The 16,529-nt window shown below is 74.5% G+C and carries 9 protein-coding genes and 1 tRNA gene; 4 read left to right on the top strand and 6 right to left on the bottom strand.

Annotated features, from left to right (window positions below):
* Positions 1-102: 102 nt before the first annotated feature.
* From ACZ6K0_RS39535 to ACZ6K0_RS39520, 4 genes are all read right to left on the bottom strand, one after another.
* A complete protein-coding gene (locus ACZ6K0_RS39535; RefSeq protein ID WP_469234884.1) occupies positions 103-1,008 on the bottom strand; it encodes a hypothetical protein in 906 nt (301 codons plus the stop codon).
* Entirely contained in the window at positions 1,005-2,015 is a 1,011-nt protein-coding gene (locus tag ACZ6K0_RS39530; RefSeq protein ID WP_376408411.1) for an SPFH domain-containing protein, read from the bottom strand. The genes ACZ6K0_RS39535 and ACZ6K0_RS39530 overlap by 4 nt, the downstream gene beginning before the upstream one ends.
* Positions 2,016-2,157: 142 nt before the next feature.
* Positions 2,158-3,204 (bottom strand): DMT family transporter, encoded by a 1,047-nt coding sequence (locus ACZ6K0_RS39525; protein ID WP_469234882.1) that lies wholly within the window; start codon positions 3,202-3,204, stop codon positions 2,158-2,160.
* Positions 3,201-3,950 carry a phosphatase PAP2 family protein gene (locus tag ACZ6K0_RS39520; protein ID WP_469234880.1) on the bottom strand — a complete coding sequence of 250 codons (750 nt, stop codon included), beginning with the start codon at positions 3,948-3,950 and terminating at the stop codon, positions 3,201-3,203. Before ACZ6K0_RS39520 ends, ACZ6K0_RS39525 begins: the two co-directional genes overlap by 4 nt.
* 364 nt (positions 3,951-4,314) lie before the next feature.
* On the opposite strand from ACZ6K0_RS39520, the gene ACZ6K0_RS39515 reads away from it, so the two are divergent.
* Positions 4,315-4,917: a TetR/AcrR family transcriptional regulator gene (locus ACZ6K0_RS39515; RefSeq protein WP_376408420.1), complete on the top strand. Its 603-nt coding sequence runs from the start codon at positions 4,315-4,317 to the stop codon at positions 4,915-4,917.
* 29 nt (positions 4,918-4,946) lie between these two features.
* A complete protein-coding gene (locus ACZ6K0_RS39510) occupies positions 4,947-5,324 on the top strand; it encodes a DUF488 domain-containing protein (protein WP_376408422.1) in 378 nt (125 codons plus the stop codon).
* Positions 5,325-5,330: 6 nt separating this feature from the next.
* On the opposite strand, the gene ACZ6K0_RS39505 is transcribed toward ACZ6K0_RS39510, so the two are convergent.
* The gene (locus ACZ6K0_RS39505; RefSeq protein ID WP_469234878.1) at positions 5,331-5,855 is read right to left on the bottom strand and encodes a DUF309 domain-containing protein; all 525 of its coding nucleotides are present in this window, start codon (positions 5,853-5,855) and stop codon (positions 5,331-5,333) included.
* A 130-nt stretch (positions 5,856-5,985) separates the two neighbouring features.
* On the opposite strand from ACZ6K0_RS39505, the gene ACZ6K0_RS39500 reads away from it, so the two are divergent.
* Entirely contained in the window at positions 5,986-8,751 is a 2,766-nt protein-coding gene (locus ACZ6K0_RS39500; RefSeq protein WP_469234876.1) for an ATP-binding protein, read from the top strand.
* 54 nt (positions 8,752-8,805) lie between these two features.
* Positions 8,806-8,879, top strand: a tRNA-Pro gene (locus ACZ6K0_RS39495).
* A gap of 154 nt (positions 8,880-9,033) precedes the next feature.
* On the opposite strand, the gene ACZ6K0_RS39490 is transcribed toward ACZ6K0_RS39495, so the two are convergent.
* Complete coding sequence (locus ACZ6K0_RS39490) at positions 9,034-16,428, bottom strand: polymorphic toxin type 27 domain-containing protein (RefSeq protein WP_469234874.1); 7,395 nt, start codon at positions 16,426-16,428, stop codon at positions 9,034-9,036.
* Positions 16,429-16,529: the final 101 nt, after the last annotated feature.

Raw genomic sequence — 16,529 nt, 5'->3', positions numbered from 1 at the left:
GGGGGCCGGGGCCAGGCTCCCGGCTCCTGCCGAGGCTCCCGGCACGGCTGCTCCCGGCACGGCCGCTCCCGGCGGTCGAGGCGCCGCGACGGACGGCGGCCGTCAACCCACCAGACGCAGGCGGGCTTCCGCTGCCGTGAGGCGGATCGTCTGGCCCCACGTCAGGTGCAGGGCGTCCGATTCGACGCCGTCGCCGAAGGCCACCAGCCGGTCCGACTCGACGGTGAGGCGCAGGCTCTGGCCCGCGCCGAGGAGGCCCTCGACGCGGGTGGTGCCGGTCGTCGGCGACGGCCAGGCCTCGCGGACGAACCACGCGAGCCGGGCGTCCGCCGGTGCGGGCAGGGCGAGCGTGCTGGAGCGCTGTTCCCAGAGGGAGCGCAACCACCCCGTGGCCCCCGTGCCGGTGCCGACGAGGACGCCCGACGAGGCCTGCGGCTCGGGCTCCGGCCGGGCGTCACCGCCGTCGAGCCCCAGCGTGTAGCGCGCGGTCTGGTGGCCGGGCGGGCCGACGTAGATCTCGTTGAGGGCGAGGAGCCGCTGCGCGTCGTCGGTGACCGCCTCCACCATCGTCAGCTCGTCGACCGCCGCCCCGTCCCCCGCCGCGTACGGCAGCAGCCGCCGCGCCTGCGCCGCGCGGTGCCGTACGAGGACGCCCGCGTTCCGCCCGGGGTCCGCGTCGATCCCGATCACCGGCTGCCCCGTCAGGTACTTCGCCGCGTTGGCGACCAGACCGTCCTGGCCGACCACGACGACGACGTCCTCGGGGCCGAAGAGGAAGCGGTCCAGGTCGGCGCGCTCCACCCGGGTCTGCCGCCAGGACAGCGGAACCGCGCCCGCCACCTCGGCGAGCGCCTGCCGGACCCGCTCGTGCCGCTCCCGTACCGCCTCGACCGAGCGGCCGCGCGCGGAGAGGAAGAACGCGGCCTGGCCGTGCGTACCGTGCCGGGCGAGCAGCTCCTCGTACTCCGTGGTCCGGTGTACGAGGACCGCGCGCGGCGCGAGGCTCACGACCGGGCCCCGCCCTCGCCGCCCAGCTTCGCGAGGAGCCCGGTCAGCACGTCGGGGGAGAGCGTGAGGTGCTCGATGCGGGGCAGGTTCTCCGCGGCCCGGGTCACCGCCAGGGCGTGCAGCGTCGCCGGCTCCGCCTCCCCGTGCGCCCGCAGCCACGCCGACTGCGCGCCCGCGCGCGCCTCGCCGACCACGCGCGCCGCCTCGGCCTCGGCCCGGGCGAGCCGGACCTTCCGTACGGCCTCGGCCTCGGCCCGTACGGCGTCGGCGGCGGCGCTCTCCTCGGCCTCACGGCGCGCGTTGGTGCCGCGCTGCTCGACGAGCCGCTCCTCCTGGCGGGCCAGCTCGATCTTGCTGGCGAGCTCGTTCTCGGCGATGGCGCGTTCGCGCTCGACCGCGACGGCCCGGCGCTCGTACGTGGCGCGGTCCGCCTCCTGCTGGATCTGCTCGCGGGCGGGGGTGCGCAGGGCGCGCTCGACCTCCGGTTCCGGCCGGATCGCGACCACCCGAACGGCGACCAGTTCGATACCGGTGTCGGGCAGGCGCGGTTCGGCCGCGAGGCCGTCCGAGATCCGGTCGCGGACGGCCGAGACACCGTCGACGAGCGCCGCCGCGAGCGTGGTGCGGGCGAGGACGTCGAGGGCGTGCTGCTGGGCGGTCTCGGTGAGGAGGGTGGCGATCTGCTCCAGCGGCGTACCGCGCCAGGCGCCGGTGTCGGGGTCGATCGAGAAGTCGAGCCGGGTGGCCGCCGCGCCCGGGTCGCCGATCCGGTACGTGACGGTGGACTGCACGCTCACGTCCTGGAAGTCGGCCGTGCGGGCGTGGAACGCCATCGCCAGCTCCCGGTCGTTCACGGGAACCTCGGAGAGGGCGGCGGTACGCGGCCGGAACCAGAAGCTCAGCCCCTCGCCGTCGTGGACGATCTGTCCGCGGCGCTGGTGGCGGATGTGGGCGGTGGGCGCGGAGCGCAGATGGCGCCAGCCGGACCGCCGGGTGATGTCAGCCATGGAACCCCCTTGTCGTCACGCTGACGATAGAGGGTTCCATGGTTTTTCGTCAATATGACGAAAGTGATCGACGGGGATGTCGGCGGGGGGTGCTGGCGGGGATGTCGGTGGGGAAGCCGCCGGGGATGCCGGTGTGGGGATGTCAGCCGGGGATCGACGCGCGAGCCGGCTCCACCTCCGGAACCGAGAGGGGGACGGTGAGAGGGAGGGGTGTGGACAGGGGCGCGGGCAAGGGCGCGGGGAGTTCGGTGGCCCGGGGCGGCGGCACCGGCCGGGAACCCGTCACGACGACGGTGGACGAGGCCGGGTCCGCCTCGGGAGCCGGCGCGCCGCCCTTCGTCAGCAGCACCACGCCCCGCGCCGCGACCAGCGACGCGGCGGCCGCGATCGGCCAGCCCCACGTGCCCGCCCGGAAGGTCTCGCCGAGGAGGGCCACGCCGATGATCGCGGCGGCGGCCGGGTTGGAGAGGTTGACGACGGCCAGCGGCGCCGCGAGACCGCCCCGGTAGGCCGCCTGCGAGAGCAGGAGTCCGCCCACGGCGAAGCCCGAGATGAGGACCGCTAGCAGCGCGGTCTGCCACCAGACGGGTTCCCTGCCGGGCAGTTCGAGCGCGAGCGCGGCCGTCAGGGTCTGGGTCAGGGCGGAGCCGACCCCGGACGCGATGCCGGAGGCCGTCGCGTGCCCGAGCCCACGGGTTCCCGTGTCGCCGCGCCTCCGCGGCGCGCGACCCGATGCCAGCGCCGCGATGAGGAGCCCTGTCGCCGCGGCGACGATCAGTGCCTCGCGCAGGCTGAGGGCCTCGCCGGGCTCGGCGGGGCCGGTCATCGCGACCAGGCCGACGAGCCCGCCCAGTGTCAGGAGCGCTCCGCGCCACTCGGTCCGGGTGACGCGCCGGCGCGCGCAGTACGCGCCCAGCGGCAGCGCCGCCACGAGCGTCAGGGCGCCGAGCGGCTGGACCAGAGTCAGCGGCCCGTAGTGCAGGGCGGCCACGTGGGCGAGCGCCCCGGCGGCGTTCAGACCGACCGCCCACCACCACTGCCCGCGGGCGAGGAGCGCGCGGAGCGCCCCGCGTCCGGCCGGTGCCGCCGAGGCGGCCAGCCGTGCCTGGGCGACGGCGGCGAGCGCGTACCCGGCGGCGGAGACGAGCGAGAGGAGCACCGCGAGGACGGTGCCGGCGACGGGGCTCATCGCAGGGCTCCGGCCGGGAGGGCGGTCGCGCCGCGCTGGTGGGGCACGGTCGGCGGGGCCGTGCTGCTGCGGCCCGGGGCGCGGACGGCGAGCAGCGCGAGGCCGAGGATCGCGGCGGCGGCCAGAGCGTCGAACCAGTAGTGGTTGGCGGTGCCGACGATGACGAGCAGGGTGAGCAGCGGGTGCAGCAGCCACAGCACGCGCCAGCGGGAGCGGGTGGCGACGATCAGGCCGATCGCGACCATCAGGGCCCAGCCGAAGTGCAGGGACGGCATCGCGGCGAACTGGTTCGCCATCGAGTCCGTCTCGGGGGTGGCGCCGTACACGGACGGGCCGTAGACCCGCGCCGTGTCGACGAGGCCGGTGGCGGCGAGCATCCGCGGCGGGGCGAGCGGCATCAGCAGGTGCAGCGCGAGCGCGGCGGCGGTGACGAGCGCGAGGACGCGGCGCGACCACACGTAGTGGGCGGGGCGGCGCCAGTACAGCCAGCAGAGGAAGGCGATGGTGGCCGGGAAGTGCACGGCCGCGTAGTAGGTGTTGGCGGCCCGGATGAGCGGTTCGCCGTGCATGAGCAGCTGCTGGATCGTTCCCTCGCCGGGGAGGTGGAGCGCGCGCTCGGCGTCCCAGACGAGGTCGGCGTTGCGGAAGGCGCGGGCCTCGTGGCCGTTGGCGACGAGCCGGCCGAACTTGTAGACGAGGAAGAGCGCGGTGACGAGCACGAACTCGCGCAGGAGAGGCGGTCTCACGACCTCTTCGTGGCCCTCGGACCGGCCCTCGGACCGGTCACGGGATCCGCCCCCGGATCGGTCACGGGATCCGCCCTCGGGTCGGCCCTCGGGCCGGTCGCCGGACGCGTCGCCGGCCTCCTCGTGGTTTCCGGGCTCACCGGGGCCGGGGGTAGCCGTCGTCCCCGGTCCTGGAGGACGTCGTCCTCGTGTCCCGCGTATCCCGGCAGCCATCGCGCGGCCCCTCTAATCCGTCAAACCGGCAGCAAACGGAGTGAGCCTAGATCCGATTTCATCGAGACGCAAGCGTCTCGATACGTTTGCGTCTCGATTGTGCACCCCCTACTCTCGTATGTGCAGAGGCAGAGGTGTCCGGGAGGATTCGATGTCCACACAGGCCGCGACCGCCGCAGCCCGTCGCAGCAAGATCACGCCGGAGCGTGAGACGGAGCTGTACGACGCGGTGATCTGCCTCCTCAGGGAGGGCGGCTACGACTCGGTCACCATGGAGGGCGTCGCGGCCCGCACCAAGTGCGGCAAGGCCACCCTCTACCGCCAGTGGGGCACGAAGCCGCAGCTCGTCACCGCCGCCCTGGCCCGCCGCCGCTGCACCGTCTTCGCCGGCATCGACACCGGCACCCTCGCCGGCGACCTGCGCGAGGCCGCCCGCGTCGCCGCCTCCCACCGCGAGCGCGACGCCGAGCTGATGGAGGCCGTCGCCCAGGCCTACGTCCAGCACCCCGACCTGCGCGCCGCGCTCCGCGAGACCGTCATCGCCCCCGAGGTCGCGGCCATCGACGCGGTGGTGGCGCGCGCGGTCGAGCGGGGCGAGGTCGCCGCCGACAACCCCGCGATCGCCTTCGTCGCCCCCTGCTTCATGGGCATGCTCCGCATCGAGCGGATCTTCGAGGAGCGGTTCGCCGAGACCTCGACCATGCACGGCTTCGTGGACGCCGTCCTCCTTCCGGCGCTGCGCGCCGGGAGGTGAGCTCCCGGCCCGTCCGGCACCCTGGAGACATGCGCGCGAGCACCCCCGACGTCCGTGTCCGCCGGATCTACGAGACCCCGTCGCCCGACGACGGCGTTCGCGTCCTCGTCGACCGGCTCTGGCCGCGCGGACTCGCCAAGACGGACGCCCGCATCGACGAGTGGCCCAAGGCCCTGACGCCCTCCACCGAGCTGCGCCGCTGGTACCACGGTCCCGAGGGGGAGTACGCGGAGTTCTGCCGGCGGTACGAGGCCGAGCTCGCCGCCCCCGAGGCCGCGGCGGCCCTCGACCGGCTCCGGGAGCTGGCGGGCCGGGAGACCGTCACGCTCCTCACGGCCGCCAAGGACCCCTCGGTCAGCCACACTTCCGTACTGGAGCGCGAACTCGCCCCGCGGGCGGGGGAGTAGCAGGGTTCACGCGCCGGCGCGGCGCAGGCGCGGTGCCTCCGCCGCCGCGTCGACCTCCGTGCGGGACGCTTCGGTACGGTCCGCCAACTCCCGTGCCCACGCCACGAGTCCGCCGACGTCGATCCCGTAGGGACTCTCGGACGAGCTCTCGCGAGGACCCTCGTACGGACCCCCGAGAGAGTGCGCGAGCCGCTCCGCTCCCCGGCGCAACAGCCGCGCCCCGCCCTCCCGGTTCCCGCGCGCGGCGTGCGTCAGGCCGACCGCGAGCTGCGCGAGCCCCTGCCACAGATCGCGTTCCGCCTCCGGACCCGACTTCCAGGCGTCCTCGAAGACCTCGTGGGCGTGGAAGGGCATCCCGGCGTCCAGGAGCCGCTGCGCCTCGCGCAGGGACGCGTCGGGCGTGCGCACGACCCCCTCGGGCTGCCGGGGCACGCCCTCCGCCCCGTACGGCAGCGGTCGGCCGAGCCCGTCACGGGGACGCGCGCTCCGCGCCCGGCCCTCGTCGTCGCGATCCCTCGTCGTACCGTTCACCCGCCCATTGTCGCCCCCGGGACGATCAGGAACGGTAAACTTGTCGGCTCGACGTATCCCCGGTTCGCGTGGGTCGCACGGGCCAGGCGGGGCGTCGTGCCCGTAGCTCTTTTGGGGGAGTGAGTCGCCGGTGCCGTCGGAAGCCGAACAGCCGCTGCCCGTGGGGTCGTTCACGGCCCTCGCCCGCCCCGAGCGGGGTGCCCTGCTCGAACGCGGCCCGGAGCTCGCCGCGGCCTTCCACGCCGTCGACGCACTCGTCGCCGCCGCCGCGGCCGGCGGACCCGCCCGGGGCGGCGTCCTCGTCCTCCGGGGCGAGCCGGGCGTCGGCAAGACGGCGCTCCTCGCCGAGATCCACCGCATGGCCCGCGACCGGTGCACGGTCCTGACCGCCCGCGGCGGCGAGATCCTCACCTCGGTCCCCTTCCACGTCACCCGCCAGCTCCTCCAGCCCGCCCTGGACGGCTACGGCCCCGAGGACGTCCACCGCCTCTTCGGAGACCACTTCGCCCTCGTCGCCCCCGCGCTCGGGCTCGCACCGCCGCCCTCGCCGTCGGCCGCGCCCGCCAACCCGCAGGGCGTACGGGACGGACTCGTACGGCTCCTCGACCGCCTCGCGGACGGCCTGCGCGACCGGCCCCCGGTCCTGCTCGTGGACGACGCCCACTGGGTCGACGCCGAGACCCTGACCTGGCTCGACGCCTTCACCCGCACGCGCGGGGACGGCCGGCTGCCGGTCCTGGTCGTCCTGGCGCACCGCCCGTCGCCGGGCGCGGCGGGCGACGGACAGGCCGACGGAGCCGAGGGCGACGGTACGACGCTGCTCACCGGACTGGCCGACCGCGCCCTCCTGACGCTCGGGCTGCACGCCCTCACCTCCGAGGCCACCGCCGAACTCGCCCGCGAGGCTCTCGGCGCCCACGCGGACGAGCCGTTCTGCCGGGAGCTGTGGACGGTGACCGCCGGCAACCCGTACGAAACGGTCGAACTCCTCGCCAAGGTCCGCGACCGGACGCTCGAACCCGTCGAGGGCACGGCCGACCTCCGGAGCCTCGCCGCGGGCGCCCGCGGCGGCGGCCTCGTGGCGCGCCTCGAAGAGCTCGGCAGCGGCCCGACCCGCCTCGCCTGGGCCGTCGCGGTCCTCGGCGCGGACAGCACGCCGGACCTCCTCCCGAAGCTCACGGGCATGTCCGGGCCGGAGCTCGCCGACCACACGGAACGGCTCCGCCGGGCCAGGATCATCACGCCGCCGCCACGGAACGGGGCCGCGACCCCGCACCTGGAGTTCGCGCACCCGCTCATCGCGACCGCCGTCTACGGCTCGGTGCCGCCGGCCGTCCGTACCGCCCTGCACGGGCGCGCCGCCTGGGCGCTCGCCGAAGCGGGACGCGGACCGGCGGCCGCCTCCCGCCACCTCCTCGAAGTGCACCCGGACGAAGACGAGGACGTCGTCCGCCGGCTACGGGCCGCCGCCGTCGAGCACCTGGCCGTCGGCGCCCCCGACGCGGCCCGTCGCTGTCTGGAACGGGCCCTCGCCGAGCCGCCCGGCCCCGACACGTACGCCAGGGTCCTGTACGAACTCGGCTGCGCGTCCCTCCTCACCGCACCCGCCTCCACCGTCCTGCACCTGCGCTCCGCGCTCGCCCTGCCCGGCCTCGACGACGCCCTGCGCACCGACGCGACCTACCGGCTCGCGCAGGCCCTCGCCCACAACAACCAACTTCCGGAAGCCGCGCGGGCCGTCGCCGTCGAGTCGGCCCGTACCCCGCCCGGCACCGGCCGCCGCCGCCTCCAGGCGGCCCACTTCATGTACGAGGGGTTCCAGGCCACCGAGGAGGACGGACCCGGCCGCTCCGGCCGCCTGGCCGACCTCACCGCCGCCTTCACCGGCGCCGACAACTCCGAACGAGCCCTCCTCACCGTCCGGGGCTTCGACGCGATGCTCCGCGGCGAACCCGCCGACGAGGTCGTACGCCTCTGCGACAGCGCCCTCGTCGCCGGCAGGCCGGCCCGGGGCCTCGGCTGGACGGACCCGACCTGGGGCTTCGAGATCCCGGCCCTCACCGGCATCGCGTACGTGTTCGCCGACCGGCCCGACCGGGCCGAGGCCCTCTTCACCGAGGCGGTCCGGGCCTTCGAGATCTCCGGCTGGAGCGGCGCCCACCTGGCCTTCGCGCACACCCTCCTCGGCCTGGTCCGCCGACGCCGCGGCGACCTGCCGCGCGCCCAGCACCACCTGGAGGAAGGGCTGCGCCTCGCCGACCGGGTCGGCGACGGCCTCCCCGTCCACTGGGACACCGCGTGCCTCCTCGTCGACACCCTCCTCGCCCGGGGCCGTACCGCCGAGGCGCGGAGCGTCGCCGACCGGTACGCCTTCGGCCCGCCCTGGCCCGGCGCGATCGTGCTGCCCGACGGCCCCAGCGTCCTCGGCCGGCTGCTGCTCGCCGAAGGCCGTACCGAGGAGGCCGTACACACCCTCGAAGAGGCCGCCGAGGCGCTGACCACCCGCGCCCGCCACCACGTCGTCTGGGCCCCCTGGCCCTTCGACCTGGCCAGGGCCCTCGCCCCCGTCGACCCGGACCGCGCGGCCGGGATCGCCGCCGAGGCCACGGCCCACGCCGAACGCCTCGGCACCCCCACGGCCCTGGGCGAGGCCCTGCGCTGCGCCGCCCTCTTCGCGCCCCCATCGGAGAAGGCGAGCCTCCTCACCCGGGCCGTCACCCACCTCGCCGCCTCCCCGTCCCGCTACGAGGAGGCCCGGGCCCGCGTGGACCTCGCCCACGCCACGGGCTCCCCCGCGGCCCTGGCCCGAGCGGCCACCCTGGCCGCGACCTGCGGCGCAGACGCCCTCGCCGCGGCAGCGGTGACAGCCCGTGCGTCAGCCCACCCCCGCGAGTGAGGTAGTGTTTCTCCTGCACGCCGACGCGGGGGAAAACCCGCGGGGGACGAGCATCGGGACGTGGCGCAGCTTGGTAGCGCACTTGACTGGGGGTCAAGGGGTCGCAGGTTCAAATCCTGTCGTCCCGACTTTTCGAAGTCGCAGGTCAGGGGCCGTTTCAGAGAAATCTGAAACGGCCCCTGACTCGTTTCCGGGGAAGACGCCACCGTCGGCGTACACGGAAGAAGGGGCCTCCCCGGTGCGCATGGCACCGGGGAGGCCCCCTTCCTCATTCGCTCGCCATCAGTCGACCGGCGTTCCGTTGGCGTACGTGAAGCGCTTCGGGTAGACGCGCACGACGTTGCCCTCCGCGTTGGTCATCCACCACTCGATGGAGTCCCAGGTGCGGTACTCCATCCGGGTGGCCGCACGGAGTTTGGTCATCTCCCATGCGGTTCCGAAGCCACCCTTCTGGATCGCCTCCCAGTCGCCGGGCGTGATTCCTTCCCCTCGCTGCAGAAGCAGGTTCAGCGCCTCGTCGGCGTCCTTGGCGCCCGCGACACCGTCCAGAGACACCGAGATCTTCACGTGGGGATTGATCACTGCTCGCTCTACTCCCACCGTCCACAGGGCACGAGCGCCCATCCCCATGCTGGCCGGCATTTCGGTGCCGTACACCTTGTTGTTGAACGTGTCCGCGCCGCCGGCGATGGCCTTGGCCAGGTCGTCCGAGTACGGGTTGACTCCAAGGACGATGTGATCGCCGTCCTTGACTATGTCCTTGAGGACCTCCTGGCACTTCTTGATGACGTCTTCGTCGGCCGACGCGGCGGAGAACGACGCGGCGGAGAACGAAGCGGTGGAGAACGACGCGAGCTTGAGGGGCGCGGTGTCCGCGAGCTCGCACGCCTCGCCGACCTTGCGGAAGATCCGGCTGATGATGCCCTGGACGGCGGCCTCGGTCAGACCGATGGTGCGGAGCGCCCGGTAGGCGTCCATGAACCCGACGCCCGTCTTGAGGGCCGCGTCCAGCGCGTACACCGCGGCCTTGCCGGCCCGGAAGAGCGGGCCCGCGACGAACCAGCTGGCCGCCCAGGCGCAGTCGCCCCAACTGCCCGACGCGCCTCCCGGCGTGATCTTCTGGGCGCAGCCGATGAAGTCGCCGAGCAGGATGTCGACCGGGTCGATGCTCGAGTTGAACTCGACCATCGTCAGCGTGTAGCTGAGCTGTTCGGTCGTGGGGTCCGTCACCTCGCGGCCGAGGTAGACGGTGTCCGCCTGCGGGCAGCTGCCGAAGTACGTTTCCGGCGGGGCCACGCACATGAACAGGTCGACGTGCGACCTGTAGGTGACGTCGGCCGTGATCGTGCAGTCCCCGAAGTGGATGATCGGGTTGCAGTTGTCCTTCTTGACGTTGTTCGGCTCGCCGATGTACTCGATGTGGTCGAGGACCGCCCACACCCCGCCGACCCCGGTCGTGACGCCCTGTGAGATCTGCTCGTTGTCGCCGGTCGTCTCGGTGCGGTCGGCGGCGGCCTGGGCCTCCTCCGCCGCGTTCCTGGCACCGGCCGCGGCCGTCTCGGCCGCCGTCGCGTCCTCCTCCGCCTTGGTGGCGGTGGCACGGGCGCTTGCCGCGTCCTCCTCGGCCTTGGTGGCCACGGCACGGGCGTTGGCGGCGTCCTTCTCCGCCTCGGTCGCCGCCACGTCCGCCGCCGCCGCGTCGGACTCGGCATGCATCGCCGCCGACCCCGCCGCCATCGCGGCGGTTCCCGCCACCGTGGCGTAGCCGTCGGCACGGCCCGCCGCTGCCTGGGCCTCCTGGGCCTGCTCAGCGGCCTGGGTGGCCGAGGCCTGTGCGCGCTGGTACGCCTTGGCCGCGCGGGACGCGTCCGCAGCAGCGGCCGCGGAGGCCTCCGCCGCGAGCTTCATGTCACCGGCGGCCCGGTCGGCCAGGGCCTGCGCCTCGGCGGAGAACCCTTCGGCCTGGTTCGCCGTGGCCGCCGCTGCGGCGGCCTGCTGCTGTGCGATCGTCAGGGACTGCTGGCCGGTCAGGACCGCGAACGCGGCGGAGCTGTCGACCTCTTGGAAGGGGCCGCCGAGCGCGATCGCCTCGTTCGCCGGCTTGTTCACCGCGGCCGCGGAGTCACGCGCCGCGAGCGAGGACTGCACCGCCGCGAGCGCTCTGCCCGCGGTGGTCGCGGCCCAGGACGCGGTCTGCGTGGCCTCGGAACGGGCGGCAGCCGCCTCCGTCTTGGCGACCTTGGCCGCCGCCGAGGCCTTCTCCGACTGCTCCTCGGCGCTCTTTGCGTCGGCCGCCGCGTCCTCCGAGGCGTCGATGGCGTCGGCCGCGGCCGCGTGTGCCGCGGCGGCGGAACCGGCCGCGACCCAATAGGACGCCCAGGCGCTGTCGGACGCCGCCCTGGCGCGGGCCGCGGAGCCCTGCGCCTTGGTGGCCGCCTCGCGGGCGTTGGTGGCGGCGGTCGTGGCCGCGTTCGCCGACGCACGCGCGTTGGTGGCCGCCGTGGTCGCCGTGTTCGCGGCGGCCCGGGCATCGGTCGCGGCGGTACGGGAGGCCGTGGCCGCGCCCGTACCCTCGTCGGCGTCGGCCTTGGCCTCCATGGCCGCCGCCTTCGCGTTCAGCGAGTCCCGCCGCTGCTCGGCCTCACGGGCGCCGTCGCGGGCGGCGACCGCGTCGCGCTCCGCCTGCTCGGCGACGGCCCGCTTGGACGAGGCCGTGGTTCCCGCCGCCTCGGCCGAGGCGCGGGCCTCGCTCGCGATCCGGCCCTGCGCGACGGCGTCGGCCTCGTGGCCGGCCGCCTTGTCCCGCTCGCTCTCCGCGGTGGCCCGGTAGGCCGCCGCGTTGGCGCGCTCCAGCTCCGCGACGGCACGCGACGCCTGCGCGTCGGCCGCCGCCTTCTTGGCCTCCTGCTCCTCCGCGAGCGCGGTCTCCTTGGCCTTCTTGGCCTTCTCGGCGTTCGCCGCGGCGGAGGCCGCGTAGGCGTCGGCGCTGTCCGCGGCGGCCTTCGCCTGGGCGGCGGCCTCCTGCGCGGCGATCCGGCGGAACTCGGTGTTCACCGCGTGCGCCTCGGTCTGCGCCAGGGCGAGGAGCGCCTCCGACGTCGAGACCGTGGCGTTCGCCGCGTTCAGCGCGGTCTCCGTCGCCTTCGCGGCGGCCGTGGCAGCGGCGCCGGAAGCGCGCGCGACCTGGACCGACTGCTGGGCGTACATCAGGCCACGACCACGCGGGACCTCGGAGGCGTCCGCGATGGCCCAGGCCTGCTGCTGGCCGGTCACCGCGCGCTGCGAGGCGGCGTTGGCGGCGGCGGCCTGGTCCTTGGCGGTGGTGACCAGCGCCTGGACCTTGCCCCGGGCGTTCGCCAGGTCCGCCTTCGCCTTGTCGAAGAGGGCCTGCTCCGGCTTGAAGATGTGGTCCGGGTCCGCCTCCAGAAGGTCGTGCCAGTACTTCTGCCAGCGCAGGATCTGGTCCGCGCGCCACGCCTGGCCGATGGCCTCGATCATCGCCTCGGTGGCGGACCGGGTCGCGGCGGCCGCGTCGGCCTCCGCCTGCATGACGACGGCACGCGGAGCGGCCTGCCCGGCGTACTCCGTCTCCCACTCGGCCGAGGCCTGCGAGACGACCTGGCTCAGGGCGCTGCGCGGGTCGACCGGGTCCGCGTGGTCACACACGGACCAGGCCTGCTTGAGGTTCTCCACCTCGACGCGGAACCCAGGCGTCCCCTCGACGGGCTTCTTGTCGAGGAAGCCACCGTGCCGCAGGTAGGACGCGACGGTGCTGGCCGTGGTGCCGCCCGCGTGCTGGGTCCTGGTCACACTGGAATCCAGCAGCATGAAGTCCGCGGAGAAGTCGCGCCAGAGGTCCTTGCCGCGGTTCTGCTCGGTGATCTCCCGGGCCCTGGCGACCGCCTCGGGGCTCGCGTTGGTGTGACCGTCCCAGCCGAGCTGTGCGGCGACCTTCGGCTGAGTGGAGAGCGTGAACTCGAGGACGTCGGCGCCGAACCGCGGGGCGTGCAGCGTGATCCCGTCGTCGAACGAGCTCATCGCGTACGGCCTGTTGGCGTCCTCCAGAAGGGCCTCACGTGCCGCGAAGGCGTCCCGGTAGGCGTAACCGGCCCGCCGGTCCTGGTCGTAGGCCTGCCCCAAGGGGAAGAACCCGATCCAGTCGACATCGCCGACGACCGCCTGCAGGTCGTCGTTCGTACCCGTCAGGGCCTCGATGGCCCTGGCCTTCATGCTCGCGCCGCCCGCGTGCAGGGCGACACCCGCGAGGCACCGGTTGAGACGCGGGGTGCCGCGCACGTCACGGATGACGGCCGTCAGTTCGTTGAGCCGGCGCAGCGCGTTGTCGGCGTCGCGGAAGATCGTCCGCATGCCGTCGGCGACCTTCTCGATCGCCTGCGCGAGCGCGGGGATGCGCCCCACGATCACGGCGGACGAGGGGATGTCGACGAGCGCCCAGAGGCAGTCGTCGACGTCCTTCGAGGCCAGGCATTCCTTGACCTTCGCCGGGTCGAGCTGCTCGAAGAGGATCTGCCCGCCGTTCGCGGTCGCCCACTCGACGACGTTCACGGAGACGGCCGCGAGGCCCTTCCGGTAGTCGTCGACACAGGTCTGACCGCAGGCGTCAAGGAGGATCTGCTCCTCGCGCTCACCGAGCGCCGGCCAGTTGTCCGCGCCGCCCTCGATGGGCGTGACGCCCTCGGCGAGCGCCTCCTTGTGCGCCGCCTCGTTCCGCGTCTGCTGCGCCTTCTCCGCCTGTGCGGCGGCTTCCTCGGCGGCCGTGCTGTCGCCGGTGGCGTCGGATGCCTTCGACTCGGCGTCCTGGGCGGCGCGTTCCGACCCGGCCGCCTTGTTCGCGGCCTCCTCGGCGGCCTCGCCCGCCCGCCCGGACTTCTCGTTCGCCTCGGCCGCGCGCCGCTCGGAGTCCGTGGCCTCACGGTCCGCTTCGGCGGCGATGCCGCTCGTCGCCTGCGCGATGAGGCCGGCGCTCACCGCGTCGGCCCCTGCCTGTTCGGCGTGGCCCGTGGCGGCTTCGGAGGCGGCGACGGCGCCCTTCCGCGCCTCGGAGGCCTCGGCCGCGGACGACTGGGCGCGCGTCACGGCCTCGGCCGCGCGCACCGAATCGGTCGCCGCCGCGGCTGCGGCCTCGGCGGCGAGCTTCGCGTCACCCGTGGCCCGGGCGGCGGTCTGCTGTGCGGACTCCGCGGCCTCGGCCGCTTCGGTGGCCTTGGCCTCGGCCGCGGTGGCCTGCTGCTCCGCGATCGTCCTCGACGACTGGCCGACCAGCATCGCGAACGCCGCCGAGGAGTCCTTCTCCTTGTACGGGGAACCGATGGCGAGGACCTCGTCGGCGGCGGCGACCGCGCTCGTGGCGGCGTCTCGGGCAGCGAGTGCCGCCTGGCCGGCCGCATGGGCACGGCCCACCACGACGCCCGCCGACTTCACCGCTTCCGTGGCGTCGCTCTCGGCGGCGGCGGCTTCCTGCCGGGCCTTCCTGGCGAGCTCGTCGGCGTTCTTCGATGCCGTGGCGGCGTTGCCCGCACGGATCGCCGCGTCCTGGGACGCGTCGAGCGCGACGGCCGCGGCGGCGTGCGCGGCGGAGGCCGCGCGGATGGAGGCGTAATGCGCCGACCACGCCTTGCTCGCGTCGGCCTCGGCCCGCGCGGCCGCGCCCTCCGCCGTGGTCGCGGCCGAACGGGCGCTGACGGCGGCGGAGGTGGCCTGGTCCGCGGCGGTCTGCGCGGCGGTCGCGGCCTGTGCGGCCTCGGTGGCGGCCGTACGGGCGGCGGTGGCGGCCGCACGGGTCTCCGCGGCGGCTGCCGTGCCCTCGGCAGCCGCGGCAGCGGTCTCCAGCGCCGCCGCACGGGCCGCCGTGGCCTGCTTCGCCTGCGCCGCGGCGACGGCCTTCTCCCGACCGACCTGGGCGGCCTTCGCCTTCTCGTTCGCGAGCTTCCGCTTCGTCGCCGCCTCGGTGGCGGCGGTCCCGGCGGCCGTGTCGGAGCTCTTGGCCGAGGTCTGCTCGGCCGCGGCCCGCTCCTCTGCCTCCTGCGCCTTGGCACGCTCGGTCGCGGCCTTCGCCCGGGCGGCGACGGCCGCGACCTGCTCCGTCTGGGCCTTGGCCCGCTCGGTCGCGGCGGTGCCGGCGGCGGCCTTGGCCTTGTCGCGCTTGTCCTCGGCCGTCGTACGGGCGGCCTTGGCGGTCCGCGCGCTCTCGGCGGCGGCCGTGGCGTTGGCCTCGGCGCTGTCGGCGGCGGCCTTCGCCTGCGCGGCGGCCTCCTGAGCCGCCACCCGCCTGAACTCGGCGCCGACCGCGTGCGACTCGGTCTGCGCCTTGGCGAGCAGCGCGTCACTGGTGGCGACGGACGCGTTGGCCGCGGCGAGCGCGGTCTCGGTCGCCTTCGCGGCGGCCGTGGCGGCGGCCGCGGAAGCGCGGGCGACCTGCACGGACTGCTGGGCGTACATCAGACCGCGGCCACGCGGCACATGGGTCGTGTCAGCGACGGCCCAGGCCTCCTGCTGCGAGGTCACGGCCGTCTGCGCGGCGGTGGCCGCCGTGCCCGCGTGGGCCTGTGCCGACGTGACGAGGGCGGCGATGTTCGACCGGTAGCGCGCGAGGTCGGCGTCGGCCTTGTCGTAGAAGACCTGGTCGGGCTTCACGAAGATCGTGTTCGGGTCCTGGGCGAGCTTGTCCGTCCAGTACTTGCGCCAGGTCAGGATCTGGTCGACCGCCCATGCCTGGCCGATGGCCTCGATCATGTCGTCGGTGGCCTCGCGGGTCGCCGCGGCGGCATCCGCGTCCGCCCGCATGATCTTCGCGCGCTGGCCGGCCTGGCCGGCGTACTCCAGCTCCCACTCGACCATGGCGGTCATCACGGGCTCGTTGAGCACGCGGCGGGGGTCGAACGGGTTCTGGCTGTCACAGGCGGACCAGGCCTGCTTCTGGTCCTCGACCTCGACGCGGTATTCGGCGGAGTCCTTGAGGGGTGCCAGGGCCGGGAAACCGCCGCGCTTCAGGTAGGAGGCGATGTCGGTGGCGGTCGTCCCGTACGCGTAGCCCCTGACGTTGACCTGGTCGTCCGAGAGCATCCAGCCCGACGCCATGTCGTGGAAGGCGTCCGTGCCCTCGTTCTCCTTGGCCACCTGCTTGGCCTTGGCTATCGCCTCCGGGCTGGCGACGCTGTGCTCGTCCGAGCCCAGATTCGACATCCTGGCCTGGGTCTCGAGGGTGAAGTGCGTGACATCGGCGCCGAACGCCGGCGCGTGCCACTCCATGTCGTCGCTCTCCCACGCCGACCGGACGTAGGGGTCATTGGTGCTCTGTAGCGCGAAACGCCGGTCCGAGACCATCTCGCTGTACGCCTGGGCGGCGCGGCCGTCCTCGCCGAAAGCCTGGCCGAGCGGCCCGTACCCGATCGTGTCCGCGCTGATGACGGTCGCGCGGAGCTCCTCCTGCGTGCCGGTCAACCCCTGGATGGCGCGTGCCTTCTGCAGGGGACCGCCGTAGTGCAGCGCCTCGGCGGCCAGGCAGCGGTCGACCCGCCGTTGGTAGCCGACGCTGCTGCGGAACCAGCCGGTGTCCTCCTCCGGCACCGTGTCGGCCGCCGCCGGTACGGCCTGCACCAGGCCGGTCAGTACGGCCGAGGCGGTGAGGAGGGCTGTGGCGCTGGTGGTCCGGGCCACCAGGCTTCTGAAGCGATGTCTGCGTCTGCCGACGCCTCGAACCCATGACACTTCTCTGTCTGCCGATCTCTGCGAATGTTCGGCAGCATCGGGCATGAGGG

The sequence above is a fragment of the Streptomyces sp. NPDC042346 genome, assembly GCF_055581845.1.
Note: the sequence above shows the minus strand (reverse complement) of the source record. Positions and strands in the feature narration are given on the sequence as shown.

Excerpts from the sequence above, each read along its gene's own strand:
- ACZ6K0_RS39530 (WP_376408411.1), bottom strand. The coding sequence starts at position 2,015 with ATGGCTGACATCACCCGGCGGTCCGGCTGGCGCCATCTGCGCTCCGCG.
- ACZ6K0_RS39515 (WP_376408420.1), top strand. The coding sequence starts at position 4,315 with ATGTCCACACAGGCCGCGACCGCCGCAGCCCGTCGCAGCAAGATCACG.
- ACZ6K0_RS39525 (WP_469234882.1), bottom strand. The coding sequence starts at position 3,204 with ATGAGCCCCGTCGCCGGCACCGTCCTCGCGGTGCTCCTCTCGCTCGTC.
- ACZ6K0_RS39510 (WP_376408422.1), top strand. The coding sequence starts at position 4,947 with ATGCGCGCGAGCACCCCCGACGTCCGTGTCCGCCGGATCTACGAGACC.